Origin of the sequence: Caballeronia sp. SBC1 (assembly GCF_011493005.1) — a bacterium.
In the GTDB taxonomy this organism is placed as follows: Bacteria; Pseudomonadota; Gammaproteobacteria; order Burkholderiales; family Burkholderiaceae; genus Caballeronia.
The window spans coordinates 113,906-128,502 of the sequence record NZ_CP049159.1 but is presented as its reverse complement, the minus strand read 5'-3'; the positions used below and the strand labels follow the sequence as shown (position 1 = coordinate 128,502).

Annotated in this window: 10 protein-coding genes; 5 read left to right on the top strand and 5 right to left on the bottom strand. The window is 56.9% G+C overall.

Annotation, left to right across the window (positions count from 1 at the left end):
* Positions 1-331: 331 nt before the first annotated feature.
* From SBC1_RS35570 to SBC1_RS35560, 3 genes are all read right to left on the bottom strand, one after another.
* On the bottom strand, positions 332-2,263 hold the full coding sequence (locus SBC1_RS35570) for an acyl CoA:acetate/3-ketoacid CoA transferase (protein WP_165105725.1): 1,932 nt from the start codon (positions 2,261-2,263) through the stop codon (positions 332-334).
* A 415-nt stretch (positions 2,264-2,678) separates the two neighbouring features.
* Entirely contained in the window at positions 2,679-3,566 is an 888-nt protein-coding gene (locus SBC1_RS35565; protein ID WP_241202499.1) for a class I SAM-dependent methyltransferase, read from the bottom strand.
* On the bottom strand, positions 3,563-4,054 hold the full coding sequence (locus tag SBC1_RS35560; RefSeq protein ID WP_241202500.1) for a polyhydroxyalkanoate granule-associated phasin: 492 nt from the start codon (positions 4,052-4,054) through the stop codon (positions 3,563-3,565). The genes SBC1_RS35565 and SBC1_RS35560 overlap by 4 nt, the downstream gene beginning before the upstream one ends.
* Before the next feature lie 878 nt (positions 4,055-4,932).
* Between SBC1_RS35560 and SBC1_RS35555 the strand changes: the two genes are divergently transcribed.
* From SBC1_RS35555 to SBC1_RS35545, 3 genes are all read left to right on the top strand, one after another.
* A complete protein-coding gene (locus SBC1_RS35555) occupies positions 4,933-5,541 on the top strand; it encodes a chemotaxis protein CheB (protein ID WP_165105728.1) in 609 nt (202 codons plus the stop codon).
* A gap of 431 nt (positions 5,542-5,972) precedes the next feature.
* Positions 5,973-7,100 (top strand): DUF748 domain-containing protein, encoded by a 1,128-nt coding sequence (locus SBC1_RS35550; RefSeq protein ID WP_165989160.1) that lies wholly within the window; start codon positions 5,973-5,975, stop codon positions 7,098-7,100.
* A gap of 707 nt (positions 7,101-7,807) precedes the next feature.
* Complete coding sequence (locus SBC1_RS35545) at positions 7,808-9,034, top strand: ISL3 family transposase (protein WP_165105734.1); 1,227 nt, start codon at positions 7,808-7,810, stop codon at positions 9,032-9,034.
* A gap of 83 nt (positions 9,035-9,117) precedes the next feature.
* On the opposite strand, the gene ltrA is transcribed toward SBC1_RS35545, so the two are convergent.
* Together ltrA and SBC1_RS35535 are read right to left on the bottom strand one after the other, a co-directional pair.
* Positions 9,118-10,305 carry a group II intron reverse transcriptase/maturase gene (gene ltrA, locus SBC1_RS35540; protein WP_371826766.1) on the bottom strand — a complete coding sequence of 396 codons (1,188 nt, stop codon included), beginning with the start codon at positions 10,303-10,305 and terminating at the stop codon, positions 9,118-9,120.
* A gap of 393 nt (positions 10,306-10,698) precedes the next feature.
* Complete coding sequence (locus tag SBC1_RS35535; protein ID WP_165989158.1) at positions 10,699-11,967, bottom strand: IS256 family transposase; 1,269 nt, start codon at positions 11,965-11,967, stop codon at positions 10,699-10,701.
* A 352-nt stretch (positions 11,968-12,319) separates the two neighbouring features.
* Here SBC1_RS35535 and SBC1_RS35530 point away from each other — a divergent pair, with 352 nt between their 5' ends.
* Both SBC1_RS35530 and SBC1_RS35525 read left to right on the top strand, forming a co-directional pair.
* Positions 12,320-12,907, top strand: a complete 588-nt coding sequence (locus tag SBC1_RS35530; RefSeq protein WP_165105749.1) for a hypothetical protein — start codon at positions 12,320-12,322, stop codon at positions 12,905-12,907.
* A gap of 151 nt (positions 12,908-13,058) precedes the next feature.
* Entirely contained in the window at positions 13,059-14,345 is a 1,287-nt protein-coding gene (locus tag SBC1_RS35525; RefSeq protein ID WP_165105752.1) for an NRAMP family divalent metal transporter, read from the top strand.
* Positions 14,346-14,597: the final 252 nt, after the last annotated feature.

The following is a 14,597-nucleotide window of genomic DNA, read 5'->3' as shown; positions in this document are numbered from 1 at the left end:
GTGATTGGAATAGCGTCAATGAATGTGCCGGGCTCTTGCCATCGTGGTTTGAATCATCAAGTTGTCACCTGCCCGGACTTCGTCTGTGATTGCCGTTCCGGCGAAGCGGGTCCCTGGAGGCAGCGGCGATGTGACCATGGAAGGCAATAAGGCGGCCGGCACGTGGGTCGGAATCGACGGTGAAAAGGTGTTGGTTTGGTTGACGATGCTGGTCGCTATGGCTCGATGTAACTGACAACTTAGGGCACAGCCGCGGCTTAACTCATGAAAGTCTCGCGAACGGCTGCCGGCGACGCAGAAGTAACTCGAAAGTCGGGCCATAAGCGACGTCCTAGCGTTGGCTTTCCACAAAAGTGATTCCCTCGGAATGTGTTTCGCAAACATGTGATGCAGAATTGAGTTCGCAAAACGCGGCCCCCAGCTTCATGCGCATGAACGCGCTGGCGGTGAAGCGAGTCGCCGAGCTGTAGTACTTGAGTTGCATCTGCCTCTCCATCTCGAAGTACGCATCGGCCTCCGACTCGTCCAGCCGAAATCCGTCATAGTTGACCAGCAGCGAAACCTTGTGGCCGATGCGATCGCAGAACGCCTCGAGCACACGCCGAACGCTTTCGATGTCGTTGTTCGAGCGGATCGCCATGCCTTCGAAATTCGCGAACATCGTGTTCCGCCCGGCGTCGTAGCTGAGCCGCTCGCTCATCTGCAGATCGAGTAGCACCGTCGCCAGGCCCATGATCTGTGGCAAGAAAATTCGAGGGTCCATCAAGCGCACGTTTCGCGCGATGGGAGCGAAGTCCATGTGGGCAAGAATGTCGCGGTCTATATCGATGCCGGGTGCAATTTCCGTCAGTTCGAGTCCTTCGGGCACGCGCCGGAAGACGCACCGCTCGGTCACATACAACACGGACTGACCGCGTTCCGCCGCAAGCGAACCATTAAATGTGATCTGCTCGACAGACTCGACGAGTTTCTTCTTCGAACCCTCCGAGAGGATACGCAGACGTCCATTCTCGACCATCACATCGAGGCCGCCGGCCGTGAATGTTCCCGCGAATACCACGCTACGGGCGTTCTGACTGATGTTGATAAACCCGCCGGCACCGGCCAGGCGCGGTCCAAAACGGCTGACGTTGACGTTGCCACACCGATCGATCTCCGCCATGCCGAGACACGCGAGGTCCAGCCCTCCACCATCGTAGAAGTCGAACTGCTGGTTCTGATGAAGCAGGGCATCGATATTGATTGCGGCGCCGAAGTTCAAGCCGCCCTGGGGCGTGCCGCCGATCAAGCCGGGTTCGGCGGTCAACGTCAGGTGGCTGAGCAGCCGTTCTTCCGCGGCCACGGCTGCGACGACTTCAGGAACCCCGATACCAAGATTAATTACGCCACCGAGCGGTAGCTCGAAGGCACATCGACGTGCGATCACTTTTCGTTCGTCGAGCACCGGGCTTTCCATCGTCCCCAACGGGACCTTCATTTCGCCGGAGAACGCAGGGTTGTATGTCGTACCGTACGTTTGGGCGTGAGTCTCAGGGCGGGCGACTACAACACGGTCAACAAAAATTCCCGGTACTACCACTGCCCGCGGATCGAGTGTCCCGCTCGCGGCGATCCGTTCCACCTGGACGATCACCAGTCCGTTTGAATTGTGGGCGGCCATGGCGGCCTCCATGGCGTCGAGCACGAGCGCCTCGCGTTCCATCGTGACGTTGCCTTCGGGGTCGGCCGTGGTGCCGCGAATCAGGGTCACGTTAAGCGGAAAGACCTTGTAGAAAAGCCAGGTCTTGCCGTCGATGTCGATTGTGCTCACCAGGTCTTCGGTCGTGCTGGCATTGATCTTTCCGCCTCCGTGACGCGGATCGACAAAGGTGCCCAATCCGACCTGCGTAAGCGTGCCGGGCCTATGCGCCGCGATGTCCCGATACAGATGCGACATCGTCCCCAACGGAAGGTTGTACGCCTCGATCAGATTGTCAGTCGCCATGCGAGCGAGCTTCGGCAACAGCGCCCAATGCCCGCCGATCGCACGCTTGACCAGTCCCGGCAGTGCCAAGCGGTTGAGCCCCCGGTCCCGCCCGTCACCGGGCGCGGCGGCGAACACCAGAGTCAGATTGCGCGGTTCACCCGCGCCGGTGAAGCGCCGCTCCAGTGCCATGATCAATTCGTCTGGAGTACCGATGCCGACAAAGCCCGAGCAGCAGACGCTGTCGCCGTCGCGAATCAGCGCGACCGCTTCGTCAGCGGTGACAATCTTGTCTTTCATAGCGCGGAACTCGATGAAAAGGTTAATTTATGGCCGGCGCACCCACTGCTGCGAACAAAGGAACTCGCGTAGGGGCAATGCGAGCAAAGCAGAGATGCGAAGGTCGTTGCCGCATAGACACACGGTTACGCAGTGAGTGGATGGAGCGCCCCAGGAACGTTCAAGACGTGAGCGAATCCGAACCGTGTTGACCGCAGCAGACCGAGGAGTATTCGATACGCAGGCCTCTTGGATGGCGAACGTCAAACTGCGGGTGGACGGAACTACGAGGTCAAAGGACACAATGCACTCGACGGTATCGTTCACGCAGAGCGGGCCGTGCAGCTGTCAGTTACGAAATCAAACCGTATGGGTTCCGCGGTCCCGCAAATGCAGAGGTTCGAAATTGCTGGCGATCAATGGCCATACTCGGCGGTCAACGTTTCTTAACCTTGAGATGCACCAGGCAAGGTAAATGACTTTTTGTCAGCGGGTTCATACGAAAAAGGTCTTCCATTATTTTCGGCCAACCACGAGGTATGCGGTACTCAAGCATGCTTACCGCTGCGATGCCTGATGACCAACTGTGTAGGCGAGTGGTTATCTCATCGCCGTCGATGCCCCATGGCATAGGCGGCAAGCGATAGTGCGGCGTTTGCATGACGCCCCACATGGTCAATCGGGAGAACCATCGCGGGATCACGTCGAATGCAATTTCGGCCCCTGGAAAGCGCTCGATGATCTGAACAAACAGGCGTTTCACCGCTTCAGGCTCAAGATACATAAAGAGGCCTTGAATGACGATGAATACATCGGGGGACGGTTCAATCTCGTCCATCCAGCCTGGCTCGAACACACTTGCAGCCACGTGACGAAAGCGCTTGGACGAAGGAAGGAAGTGCTTGCGCAGTTCGATCGCAGCCGGCAGATCGACCGTGAGCCAACGCATCCGACCATTGTCTACGCGGTGGGCCTGCGTTTCCAGGCCTTCACCCAGGGACACGATCAAGCCGTCCGGATGCTGCTTGAGCCAGCGCCTCAAGAGCTGGTCGATCTCTGCAGCCCGTGCGGCGAACGAACCGACGGAGTCGCCGAAATGGCCCGTGAAGTCATAGTCGATTGCATCGCAGATGCGCACGCTGTCGGGGTCAACTAGAACGCCGTCGGGACGACGCGCTTCGCATGCCCGATCGTAGAGCGTCCACAGCATCGTTTCCGACACGCCGTCCAATTTGGACGTGACCTTCGCCAATCCGTCACCGTTGTGATTGCTCACCGGCAGAACATCTCGGCGAAGCGGCGGCGCCAGCACGGCGGCCGTCAAATCGCACCCAGACGTTCGGCATTTGCGGTCGCGCGGCCGTGAATGGGCGCAAGGCTTTCCTGCACTACGCACGCCGTCGAACTGGCCAATTGCAAAGGGTTTGCAGGGGAGTGTGCCGCAATCTTTAAAAGCGCCGCCTGGCGTTCAAGCCATTGCGCGGTCGATTGACTTGACGCCAACGCCGAAGCCGCGGTGGAGGTAGCCCAGATATATTTACTGGTTTCCATCGCGAGCGCCAACCCTAAGTTTATGAACCCCGAGCCCATCGCCTGGATCGATTCGGACGCTGCCTCGCTTTTTTCGCGACTCATCAGACTGAATTCGATGCGGTCTTGCTCATTCGGTAGCGGCCCGGCCATTGCCATGCGGGCCGTGCGAGCTTTAACGACCTGACTGGTCGCGTTTAGCATTTCGCAAATTTCGGTAAAGACGCGCAACCAGTTCCTTGAAAGTTCGGCGAGGGGTGGGGAGAAAGCTGAGGAAGTCATGAAGCACTCCGTGGTTAACTACCTGATTTGGATATCTAACAGAGATATCCCGTCACACTGAATGGAACGTACCGAATCAATGCTGTACGTCGGAAATATGTCTGATCTAGAAAAGGCTGCCACTCAGCAATGGGAGTGTTGCATCGCAAAGAGGAAGAAGGGAGCCGAATTTGGCTCGGCTTCCTCATGCCGATTCGTGAGAGCGCAATTTCGGGACCCGCTGCAGCGTGTCGTGCTGTTTTTTCTTCGTTTTCTGGTCTCAGTTCCCGACACCGTCGGCTTCAAAGCACAGATCGGTTGCTGAGCCAGTCCACAGGTAAGACGTAACGGCTTCTTCAGATAGAGCGCTCTTACACGCCCTCAACGTCAGAGCGCGCAGCATCGTACGCCCGCATTCCGTCCGTACGTGCTAGCGCTTCTGAAAAGAACGGTGCATCGCTATACGCAACGACCTTTTCTCCGGTTCCTCGCAATCGTTCGATTGTGAGTCCCCAGTTCCAGCCACCATCCTGTTCAAAAACGTGAAGGGTCAAGCCGCAAAATTCATATGGTGCGTTCATGTTCGCCTCAGTGAAAGGCGCGCGACCGAATTCTGTCTCGCCTGTCTCGCCGACCTCGCGTTGCTCCAAGCATAGGCCGATAAATGCTGCGACGCAACACGTCGTCCAGACGTTTTGGATGACTTAAAAAGTTCACTATTTTGAAATGACAATTTACTCGCCATGTAGAAACGAAGAGGCGCGAACATGCTATGTCGCGTCGACCACTTTCTTCCACTGGTAGATTGGGGATCGGTGCTCTATCACCTCGCTCGACAGTGTTCAAAGAGAACTGCTGGAACATATGAGAGCCGGTAAAAAAGACGATCATTCACCTCGATGAAGGAAGCTTTGACCGCTAACAACCATCCGTACTGCGTAGGCGTGGGTGCGTCTGGACCTGAGGGTCTTGCAGATATCATTGAACTGCTAAACGCATGGCCAGAGCGCGCCCACGCAGTGTTGATGGTGGTGCTTCATCGGTCGAGCGAAGAGCGGAGCAGTTTGCGAGAGGTTCTATTGACCCGCTGTCCTAGAATGCGCGTTGAAATAGCCCGCCAAGGACAAGTGCTCGTTCCTGGCTGCTGTTATATCGGGCGTCCTGACTGGCCTTTGACGCTGCTCGGTGATCGATCGGCGTTTTTGGTGGACGGGACAAAGGATCGGTTGAGAAACCGGACCGTCGATGCGCTTTTCGCGTCGATGGCTCGGAACATCGGAGAGAGAACAGCAGGCATCGTTCTATCGGGATCTCTCGATGATGGCTCCCGTGGCCTCGCAGCGATACATGCGGCTGGTGGTTTGACGATGGTTTTAGATCCGTATCAGAAGCCAGTAGGAATGCAACAGAACGCGATCGACTTCGGCGGCCCGGTCACGTTCGTGGGCAGTGCCGTTGAGATCGCGCAAATGTTGGATGGTTTGTTGCCCCAACGCGATAGGAAGTGACCAATTCGGCGCACGTCCTCGAATTAGATTGTCAGCATTTGCGAACCGATCACCTACCTCAGCGTGTTTTCGCGTTGTCTTCCTGGCGCGCGCGGTACTCAGAGACAGTCATAAGCGGGCTGTTGAAGTTGATGAAGCGCTCGACACGGCGGAGCAGACCGATGACTAACGCAGGTGGGGTCGGGCCGGCTGGGAGACGCCAGTCGCCCAAGGGCCGGTCATGGTCGTCGGCCATCTCAGTCGGCTTCGCAAAAACAACCGCTCGGGAACGCGACATGGTCGGCGCGGTGTCTCTGTCGGGGACTCGTCGCAATCTGCATCCAATACCAATGGTTCGTCACTCTCACCGCTCGCCGACGGCGGCAGGCGTATAAATTGCGCAGATCCTCTCATATGGCTACCCCTTGCGGCGCAGATGAGGAGACGAGTGAATGCCAGCATCGACGGGGCAGCGCGTGGCGCTCCTAGCCGGAGTGATAGTCGCGGTAGTCGTGCTGGCGAGTTTGGGCGGCTGGCGGCTCGTCGTCGCTGAAATGAAGCAGCGTGTGCTCGAAATGCTCGGGCCGCTCGGCATGGTGGAGCAAATCGATATTGGCTTTTCCAACGTCACGCTTACGCATGTGCGTATGCGGGCTCCCCGAGACTGGCCAGCGGGCGACACCTTCCGGGCCGAACGAGTCGCCCTCGAGTTCGACCTGCGCTCGCTGTTGGCGAAGCAGGTCCATTTTCGCAACGTCACCGTGGATAGCTACTACCTTTCCGTTGTGCGCTCGGTCGATGGTCGGATGCATCTGCTGCCCAATCTCAACCAAGCAACGCGCGAAGCCGAAGGGCAGGCCCCGGCAGCCGCCAAACGAGCCAATGACAAAAAGTTCATTGATCACGTCACGTTGACCCGCGGCACAATCGAGTTCTTCGATCAATCGGTGCAGAAGCCGGCCTACCGACTCCTGATCACGGATGTGGGCGCGACCGTTGATCACCTTAACCTCCCTGAGCTTACCGACGCCACGACGCTGAATATGACCGGCTCGATCAAGGGCCCGTCGCACACGGGGACCGTTTCATTCGGTGGCTGGATCAAAATCGCGAGCAGCGATTCGCAGACGCACACGACGCTGCGCAATGTCGATATCTCTAAACTCGATCCGTATCTGCTGAAGCAAGCGGGTACGAAAGCAGCGGTAAAAAGTGGCACGATCGATCTCTCGCTAGACGCCACGGTACGCAACTACCGCATCCGTGCACCCGGCACATTCACGTTACATCATCTGCAGCTCAAAGAAAGCGAAGACGGCAATCCCCTCGACACATTCCTTTCGATACCGACCAACGCTGCGGTCGCGGCGTTAAAAGACCACCACGGTGAAATCAAATTGAAGTTTCAACTGGACGGCGACCTGCGTGATCCGAAGTTTTCATTGAACGAAAGTCTGAGCGAAAAACTCGGCGCGGGCTTCGCGAAAGCACTTGGCGTCGGCGCGCAGCGGGGCGCGAAAGGTGCCGGTGAAACCATAAAGGGAATCGGGGGCGCGCTGCTCAATCTACTCCCGAAATAGTGCACCACACCCTCTTCGTCCGTTACGTTTCGCCAGAAAGAAGAAGCGATTGATAGCGAGCACCGCCCTCCAGGATGATGCGTCCCCAGGCAAGCGGCACCATTGCGTTGGGCCAAGGCAGGCGCGATAAAGGTGACACGGAGCTGAGCGATCGCGCCTGATTCGCGGCTAACATTTGGAGGCGACGCGAGGCACCCGTTCGGCCGCATTTATCATGCGGAAGGGAAAGCGGACCTTCGGCGACATTAATCGCAAGCTATAGGGTAGCCGGCAGCAATATTGCGTCCAGTGGGTTCACCTTCCAGTCGTTGGATCTCGAGCCAGGCTAATAGTAAAGATGCAGCGAGTGCCCGGTACATTGCGGACAGGGAGCGCACCGTCATTTGTCTCTACGCTGCGCCAAGCGATGAAGGTCCTTGTCCGAGTCCGGATTTGTCCTCGCCGTTCTGCGTGAAAGTAAAAACACGTTGTCATCCCCCGCGCAAGCGATCTGCGTTCGAAGGGTTTTTTGTACACCGATTAAAATGAAGGCAAAAATTGGATATAAAAGATTTATGCCTCTTTTGAATTTGGAGTGGGTGGGTTTGGCGGGTCAAGGGCGGGCGCGAGCCCGGCGCAGCGAACCCTTGAGGCGCGGTCACCCTGTAAGATGAGTCATGGGTGATTGCGGCAGAATGCGGGAATCACCCATGTAAAGCCAATCTGCTATGACGAATCAATTGTTCGAATCCGCCCTCGGTATCACGGCTCCTTGGTATGTCCGAAGTGTTGACTTCGATGCTGCTCAGCGGCAGCTCAACATCGCCGTTGACTTCGTTGCAGGCAGCCGATTTGGCTATGCCGGAGTTGCCGGCGAGCATCCCGTGCACGACACGCAAGTCAAGCGCCTGCGGCATCTGAATTTCTTCCAGCACGAGTGCTTCCTCGAAGTGCGGGTGCCCAGGGTGCGCCTGCCCGATGGTTCAGTGCGTTTGGTTGAGCCAGGTTGGGTGGGCCAGCTCAGCGGCTTCACATTGTTGTTCGAGGCGCTCGTGCTGATGCTCGCGCAGCAGATGCCGTTCGCTGCCGTTGCACGCGCGGTCAATCTGTCGTGGCATCGAGTACATGCCATCTGTTCGCGGTATGTGGAGCTGGCACTCTCGGCGCCCGACCTGTCGGATGTGACTGCGGTGGCGATTGACGAAACCTCGTACCGTCGCGGTCATGAGTATCTGACGCTGGTCGCCGACATGCAGGCGCGGCGGGTCGTGTTCGTCACCACAGGCAAGGATGCCAGCACGATAGAGCGCTTGGCCACCTATCTGAGCGAGCACGGCGGCTCGCCCGGGCAAGTGAGCTCGGTCAGCATCGACATGTCGCCGGCTTTCATCAAGGGCGTCAATGAACATCTCCCCGAAGCGCGAGTTACCTTTGACAAGTTCCACGTCGTCGCCCACGCGTCCAAGGCGCTCGACGAAGTACGTCGGCAGCAGCAGAAACTCGACCCTCAGCTTAAAGGCATGCGTTGGACGTTGCTCAAGGACGCCGACAAACTGAACCTCGCGCAACTGACTGACCTTGAGGCGTTGGTCAGTCAGTACACAACCAATCGCACCGCGCGCGCCTGGCTTTACCGAGAACAATTGCGCGACATTCTCGAGCGCAAACAAATCAACGTCGTCACCGAGATGCTGCACCAGTGGTGCACCAACGTCATGCGCTCCAAGGTCGAGCCCATGAAGGATGTCGTCCGTTTGGTTCGCAGACATTTCGATGGAATCGTTGCCTGGACCCAGACCCGTCAGACCAACGGTTTCATCGAGGCGATCAACGGCCTGTTTCAGGCAGCAAAGCGCAAGGCTCGTGGATATGCACGCTTTGAAACCATGCGCACGGTCTTGTTTCTCATTGCCGGAAAACTTAACTTCGCCGCGTTCAACGCGCATGCCCGCTGAGCCGCATTAGTCGAGTAGCGCAAGGGAATCGCACCCTCACGCTCTCACAGATCCGGACGTGAATCTCTCGATTCATCCGGCTCCTATCGCCCAACCGTCGCCTCTATACCCCAGTGGACGAACAGGCCGGGCTGACGAGATTTGACCCCCGCTAGCCAGACCCATGCCCGTGCCTTACGGCGCTGGAGAGACTTGTATTTCCGGCGCGCCCAGTGCACCAGTGCAGCATCAACCGCACGCAGTGCCTTGGCGAGCGCAGAGCGAGTGAACCGCCCGTAGTACTGCATCCAACCTCGCAGGATCGGGCGTGTTTGGTCCGCCAGGTCATTCAAATCCAGATCGTATCGACGCAACAGCCCCTTGCGGCGCATCTCTTGACGCATCGCTCGGGCTGCCTTGTTGCTTACGGCCGGAGTGAAGCCGACTGACAGCTTACCCATCCGGTTCATGACACTTCGCGGTCTGAACGTATAGCCCAGGAAGTCGAACTGACAGATCGGATAGTCGGCACGCCTGTTGGCCTGCTTGCAGTACACGATTTTGGTCTTTTCTGGATGCAGATCCAGCTTGCACTCCGCAAGCCGCGCCTCCAGTTCCTGCTTGAGCCGCCGAGCCTGCGCTTCGCTCTTGCAGTGACAAATGGCGTCATCGGCGTAACGCTCGAACGGCACGTCCGGATAAGACTTTTTCATCCACCGGTCGAACGCATAATGAAGAAACAGATTCGCCAGCACCGGACTAACGACACCACCCTGCGGGGTGCCCTTATCCGGTTTCACTACGGTCCCGTCCGGCATGTGCACCGGCGCCTTGAGCCAGCGCTCGATATACAGCAGCACCCACGCACAGTCCGTATGGCAGCGCACCGCCCGCATCATGAGTTCCCAATCAATGCTGCCAAAGAAATTCTTGATGTCGAGGTCCAGCACCCAGTCATGGTTCCAGCATCGCTGCCGGGCCACATCGAGCGCCTGATGCGCTGACCGTCCTGGACGATACCCGTATGAATCGTTGTGGAACACCGGTTCCACTAGCGGTTCCAGATATCGCTTGACCACCGTCTGGGCGATTCGATCTGAAATCGTTGGTATTCCCAACGGTCTCGTCCCCGCACCCCCGTCTTTTGGTATGTCAACCCGCAAGACCGGAGGCGGAAGGTAGCTGCCAGACGACATCCGATTCCAGATTCGATACAGATTATCCTTCAGGTCTGCCTCGAATTCCGTCATCGACTGCTTGTCCACACCCGCCGCCCCGCGGTTGGCCTTCACCTGCTTATACGCCTCCAACACCTCTCGCTTGGAAATGCAAAACGGCTTTGCGTTATTCACTCCGGTCCTCCTCTTTCAAGTTGCCGACGTGATAACGCCGGACGATGACGCCCCTTCGGTCCAGTCCCATTACAGGACCTTCAACCCTACTACAGACGTCTCCGCCCCTGTGCCCCGCATCGGTACTCTCATCCTTGCGGAGGCCTTCCGCTTGGATTTCTCCCTTCACATCGGGACGACAGGTTCCCAAGTTCCTTACCAAAGCCTGAATCAAAGTCACGCCGCCTTTATGCCGGATGCCGATTGGGCCGTAAGCAGGCATCGCTCAATCTTGTCCCGGAGCCAGTGGGCTCGAGATAAAGTCAAATGTGGTGTTTGGGAAGTTCGGTCTGATCAGGCGGCAAGCGGTTGCTGAGCCGGTGTGCTGTCGGTCACCGGTAGTCCGTCTTTGAAAGGAACACCTTCGAGCAGTGAGGCGACTTTTTCGGGCGCACGAATGCGCCGCCACGATTTTTCCGCCGACTCAATCAGCTTGAATGCGAGGCCAAGGAAGGTCGGACGCGAAACGCAATTGCGCGTGCGAGTTGTTCGATGCCGAACTGTGGCGAAGGTCGACTCAATGGGATTGGTCGTTCGCAAGTGCTGCCAGTGTTCGGCAGGAAAGTCATAGAAGGCAAGCAACTCATCACTGTCTTTTGTGAGTTTCTCCGTCGCCTTCGGATACTTGGCCGCATAAGCGTCAATAAAGCGGTTGAAGGCCGCGAGCGCTTCTTCGCGTGTGGCGGCTTGCCAGATCTCCTGCAGGCCAGCTTTGGCCCGACCATGCTGCGATTTGGGCAAAGCGTTGAGTACATTTCCAGTCTTGTGAAACCAGCAGCGCTGGTGTCGAGTCTTTGGGAACACTTCGGCCAATGCTGCCCACAGCCCCATTGCCCCATCGCCGGCCGCGAGCAGTGGACCGCTTTGTAGGCCTCGTGCCTTCAGATCCAGCAAGAGCTCGCACCAGGCATCCTTCGACTCGCGGAAACCATCGCCGATCGCCACGCGCTCTTTCGTTCCGTCCGGCTTCACGCCGATGATGACCAACAAGCACTGGCCGTCCGAATCGTCGCTGCGCAGCCCCGTGTGGATGCCATCGGCCCACCAATAGACCCAGCGGGCGGTTGACAGATCACGCTGATTCCAAAGAGCGTGCTCGTCGGCCCACTGAGCCTTTAGACGGCTGACCACGTTGGGCGAAAGACCTTTGGCCTCTTCGCCCAGCAGCACGCTCAGCGCCTCGCCCATGTCGCCGGTCGAGACGCCACGTAGATACAGCCAAGGCAACGCCGCTGACACGCGGGGTGACTTCCGAATGTAGGGCGGCACGATGTTCGAATTGAACTTCACGCCCGAGCCCGAGCGATCGCGAACCTTCGGCACCTTCACGGTGACCGGGCCAATCGCCGTGACAACCTCGCGCTCAGGCAGGTAGCCATTGCGAATCACAGTTCGCCTTCCATCAAGGGTCTTCACGTTGTCGTATCTTTCTAGCAATGCCGCCAATTCTGCCTCGATTGCTTGCTGGACGATCTGCCGCGCGCCCTGTTGAATCAAATCGTCAAGTCCGTTGGGCCGTGCTTCCGATTTACCCGCGCTTGTTTCTTCTGTAACCTTCTTCATTGGTGGTGGATCTCGGTTTGGCTGGTTGTTACTCTAGACAAGCAACATTCTCAGCTAAACCGCCACCGCCTTCAAATCCCTGCCTCACCCGAACACCACTTTCGACCATAACTCAGTGGGCTCTCCGGTTTTGACATCAGTTCATGAAATTATCGACACGTCATCAGCGGTTCACTTACGTTCGTCTCTTTGATTCCTACCTGACAGAGTAGATCCCTGCCTTTTCCAACAACGCTCACCACGAGGGCTCTTTACCCACGCAGCTTGTGGCGGTTTGAAGCCTGCTCCTGCAAGCCGACTCCGAAGGGCCTTCCTTCATCTTTGGTAAAGCTCCGCAAACATCGGTCAGTTGATGCTCGCGTTCTTGGCACACCCCACTGAGTTTTCAAAAGAGCCAGATTTATCTACTCCGTTGACTTTAGTGATTCTTGTTTTTCAAGCTTTCATTGCCTACCGACAATCGAGAATTTCCGAAACACAAAAGGAGATTGCTCAAAGAGAATTTGTTTCTACACATAGACCAAAAATTATGGTCAAGAATGTCTATTTAGATACCCCATACGAGATTGGCACTCCCTTCGGCATTAGATTTAACTACATCAACACCGGGGAGACCGACGCCGAGATTGAATGCATCGAGGCGCACATATTTCGGTCTAGGCGAGACGATGTGTCCTTTGAAAATCGTTCGTTGATTAAATGTGATTACGACGGAAATTCCCTCGGTTCCGGCGAATCGGGCCTTGCGACGATCACACGCCCGGATGATTTTGACGGTCGCGAGACAACCGATGACCGAGATCTAGTATTTTTCGTCGGCTGCGTACAGTACCGCGATAGCAGCGGCGTCCACCGACAAACTGGCTTTGCCAGGGTCTATGATGGAGCTACCAGGCGCTTCTGCCGTTCGGACGATGAAGAATACGAATACGCCTATTAGGATGTGTCATCAGGATCCGTGGTTTTGCGTTCGTCACGATTCGTGAGTACCAAAACACGCGTTGAGACCGGACGAATGTCGGCAGTGACCAGAGGACACGACGACCGAACAGTGACACCGGCATTTTTCATTTCCAGGTTACCGAGCCGCTATGAAAACCAATGTTGACCCGTTATCAAAGCGTCCTACCGAAGTCAACTCATGGGTCGCGAAGCTAGGACCGGGACTGATCACCGGCGCGGCCGATGATGACCCGAGCGGCATTGCAACATACTCTCAAGCGGGCGCTGCGTTCGGCTACAACATTCTGTGGACGATCCTGCTGACATATCCGCTGATGGTTGCCATTCAGATCATCAGCGCCCAGATTGGTCGGGTCAGCGGTCATGGACTGGCGACGAATATCCGACGCCACTACCCGGCTTGGCTGCTCTACAGCGCAGTCATTCTCCTGCTCGTGGCGAACACGATCAACATTGCAGCCGACCTCACAGCCATGGGTGCAGCCGTGAACCTGGTCGTTGGCGGGCCGACGCGTATTTACACAGTATGCCTCGCGCTGTTTTCGCTAGTCCTGCAAGTTTTTATACCGTATCAACGCTATGTTCGCGTCCTCAAATGGCTGACCCTTGTCCTATTTGCCTACGTTGGCGTTGCGTTCGCCGTTCAGATTCCGTGGACAACCGTGGCGATTCGGACAGTGCTTCCGCAGCTGTCCTGGAACGGAGCCTATGTCACAACCGTCGTCGCGGTATTCGGTACGACAATCAGCCCTTATTTGTTTTTCTGGCAAGCCTCGCAAGAGGTCGAGGAGCTACAAGCACGGCATGGGCAGCGCGCGCTCAAGCACGCGCCGTCGCAAGGGGCGTCCAATCTAAAACGGATCAAATTCGATACGTTTATCGGAATGGGGTTTTCGAACTTGATCGCCTTCTTCATCGTTCTCGCCACTGCCGCGACCCTCCACGCGCACCACATTACCGATATCGAAACGACGTCGCAAGCCGCCTCGGCGTTGAAGCCAATCGCCGGAGAATTTGCGTTCTTGTTGTTCAGTATTGGCATCATCGGTACTGGGCTGCTTGCGCTACCGGTCTTGGCCGGGTCCGCGGCCTATGCGATGGCAGGAACGTTCGAGTGGAAGAACAGCTTGGAGTTGGCTCCGAAGCTTGCCAAGCGGTTCTACGGAATCATCATTCTTGCGACCGTAGTTGGCCTTGCGCTCGACTTTACGACGATTGACCCGATCAAGGCGCTTTTCTGGAGCGCTGTCATTAACGGCGTCACCTCAGTCCCGATCATGGTGCTCATGATGAAGATGGCATCAAATTCAAGCATTATGGGAAAGTTCGCCATCTCGGGCAGGTTGCGGGTAGTAGGCTGGTTGGCGACAGCTGTGATGGCCGCTGCAGTCGTGGGAATGTTTTGCTTTCTATAAAACCGCCTCAATTCGCGCAGATGTGCAGACCTCCTTACCTCGGTTCTCTATCCGTCAACTCGGTCCCCATAGTTCCGGCTGCGCGATCGTTGTTTCGCCAGCTTTCGTCAACATTGTGGCCGCCTCCCGTTTTGTGGGATGCTTCAGTGTGTCTGCACTGACCCGGATGACACATCTCGGTATGCCAGTGTCCGTGAAAATCCAGAAAGTAGCGAACACCGCGGCGCTTTGCTCAAATGTCTCTTTATTCGA

Bases quoted from the DNA above. Each gene is read 5' to 3' on its own strand.
- SBC1_RS35570 (WP_165105725.1), bottom strand. From the start codon at position 2,263: ATGAAAGACAAGATTGTCACCGCTGACGAAGCGGTCGCGCTGATTCGC.
- SBC1_RS35560 (WP_241202500.1), bottom strand. From the start codon at position 4,054: ATGACTTCCTCAGCTTTCTCCCCACCCCTCGCCGAACTTTCAAGGAAC.
- SBC1_RS35555 (WP_165105728.1), top strand. From the start codon at position 4,933: ATGAAGGAAGCTTTGACCGCTAACAACCATCCGTACTGCGTAGGCGTG.
- SBC1_RS35550 (WP_165989160.1), top strand. From the start codon at position 5,973: ATGCCAGCATCGACGGGGCAGCGCGTGGCGCTCCTAGCCGGAGTGATA.
- SBC1_RS35545 (WP_165105734.1), top strand. From the start codon at position 7,808: ATGACGAATCAATTGTTCGAATCCGCCCTCGGTATCACGGCTCCTTGG.
- SBC1_RS35535 (WP_165989158.1), bottom strand. From the start codon at position 11,967: ATGAAGAAGGTTACAGAAGAAACAAGCGCGGGTAAATCGGAAGCACGG.
- SBC1_RS35530 (WP_165105749.1), top strand. From the start codon at position 12,320: ATGCTCGCGTTCTTGGCACACCCCACTGAGTTTTCAAAAGAGCCAGAT.
- SBC1_RS35525 (WP_165105752.1), top strand. From the start codon at position 13,059: ATGAAAACCAATGTTGACCCGTTATCAAAGCGTCCTACCGAAGTCAAC.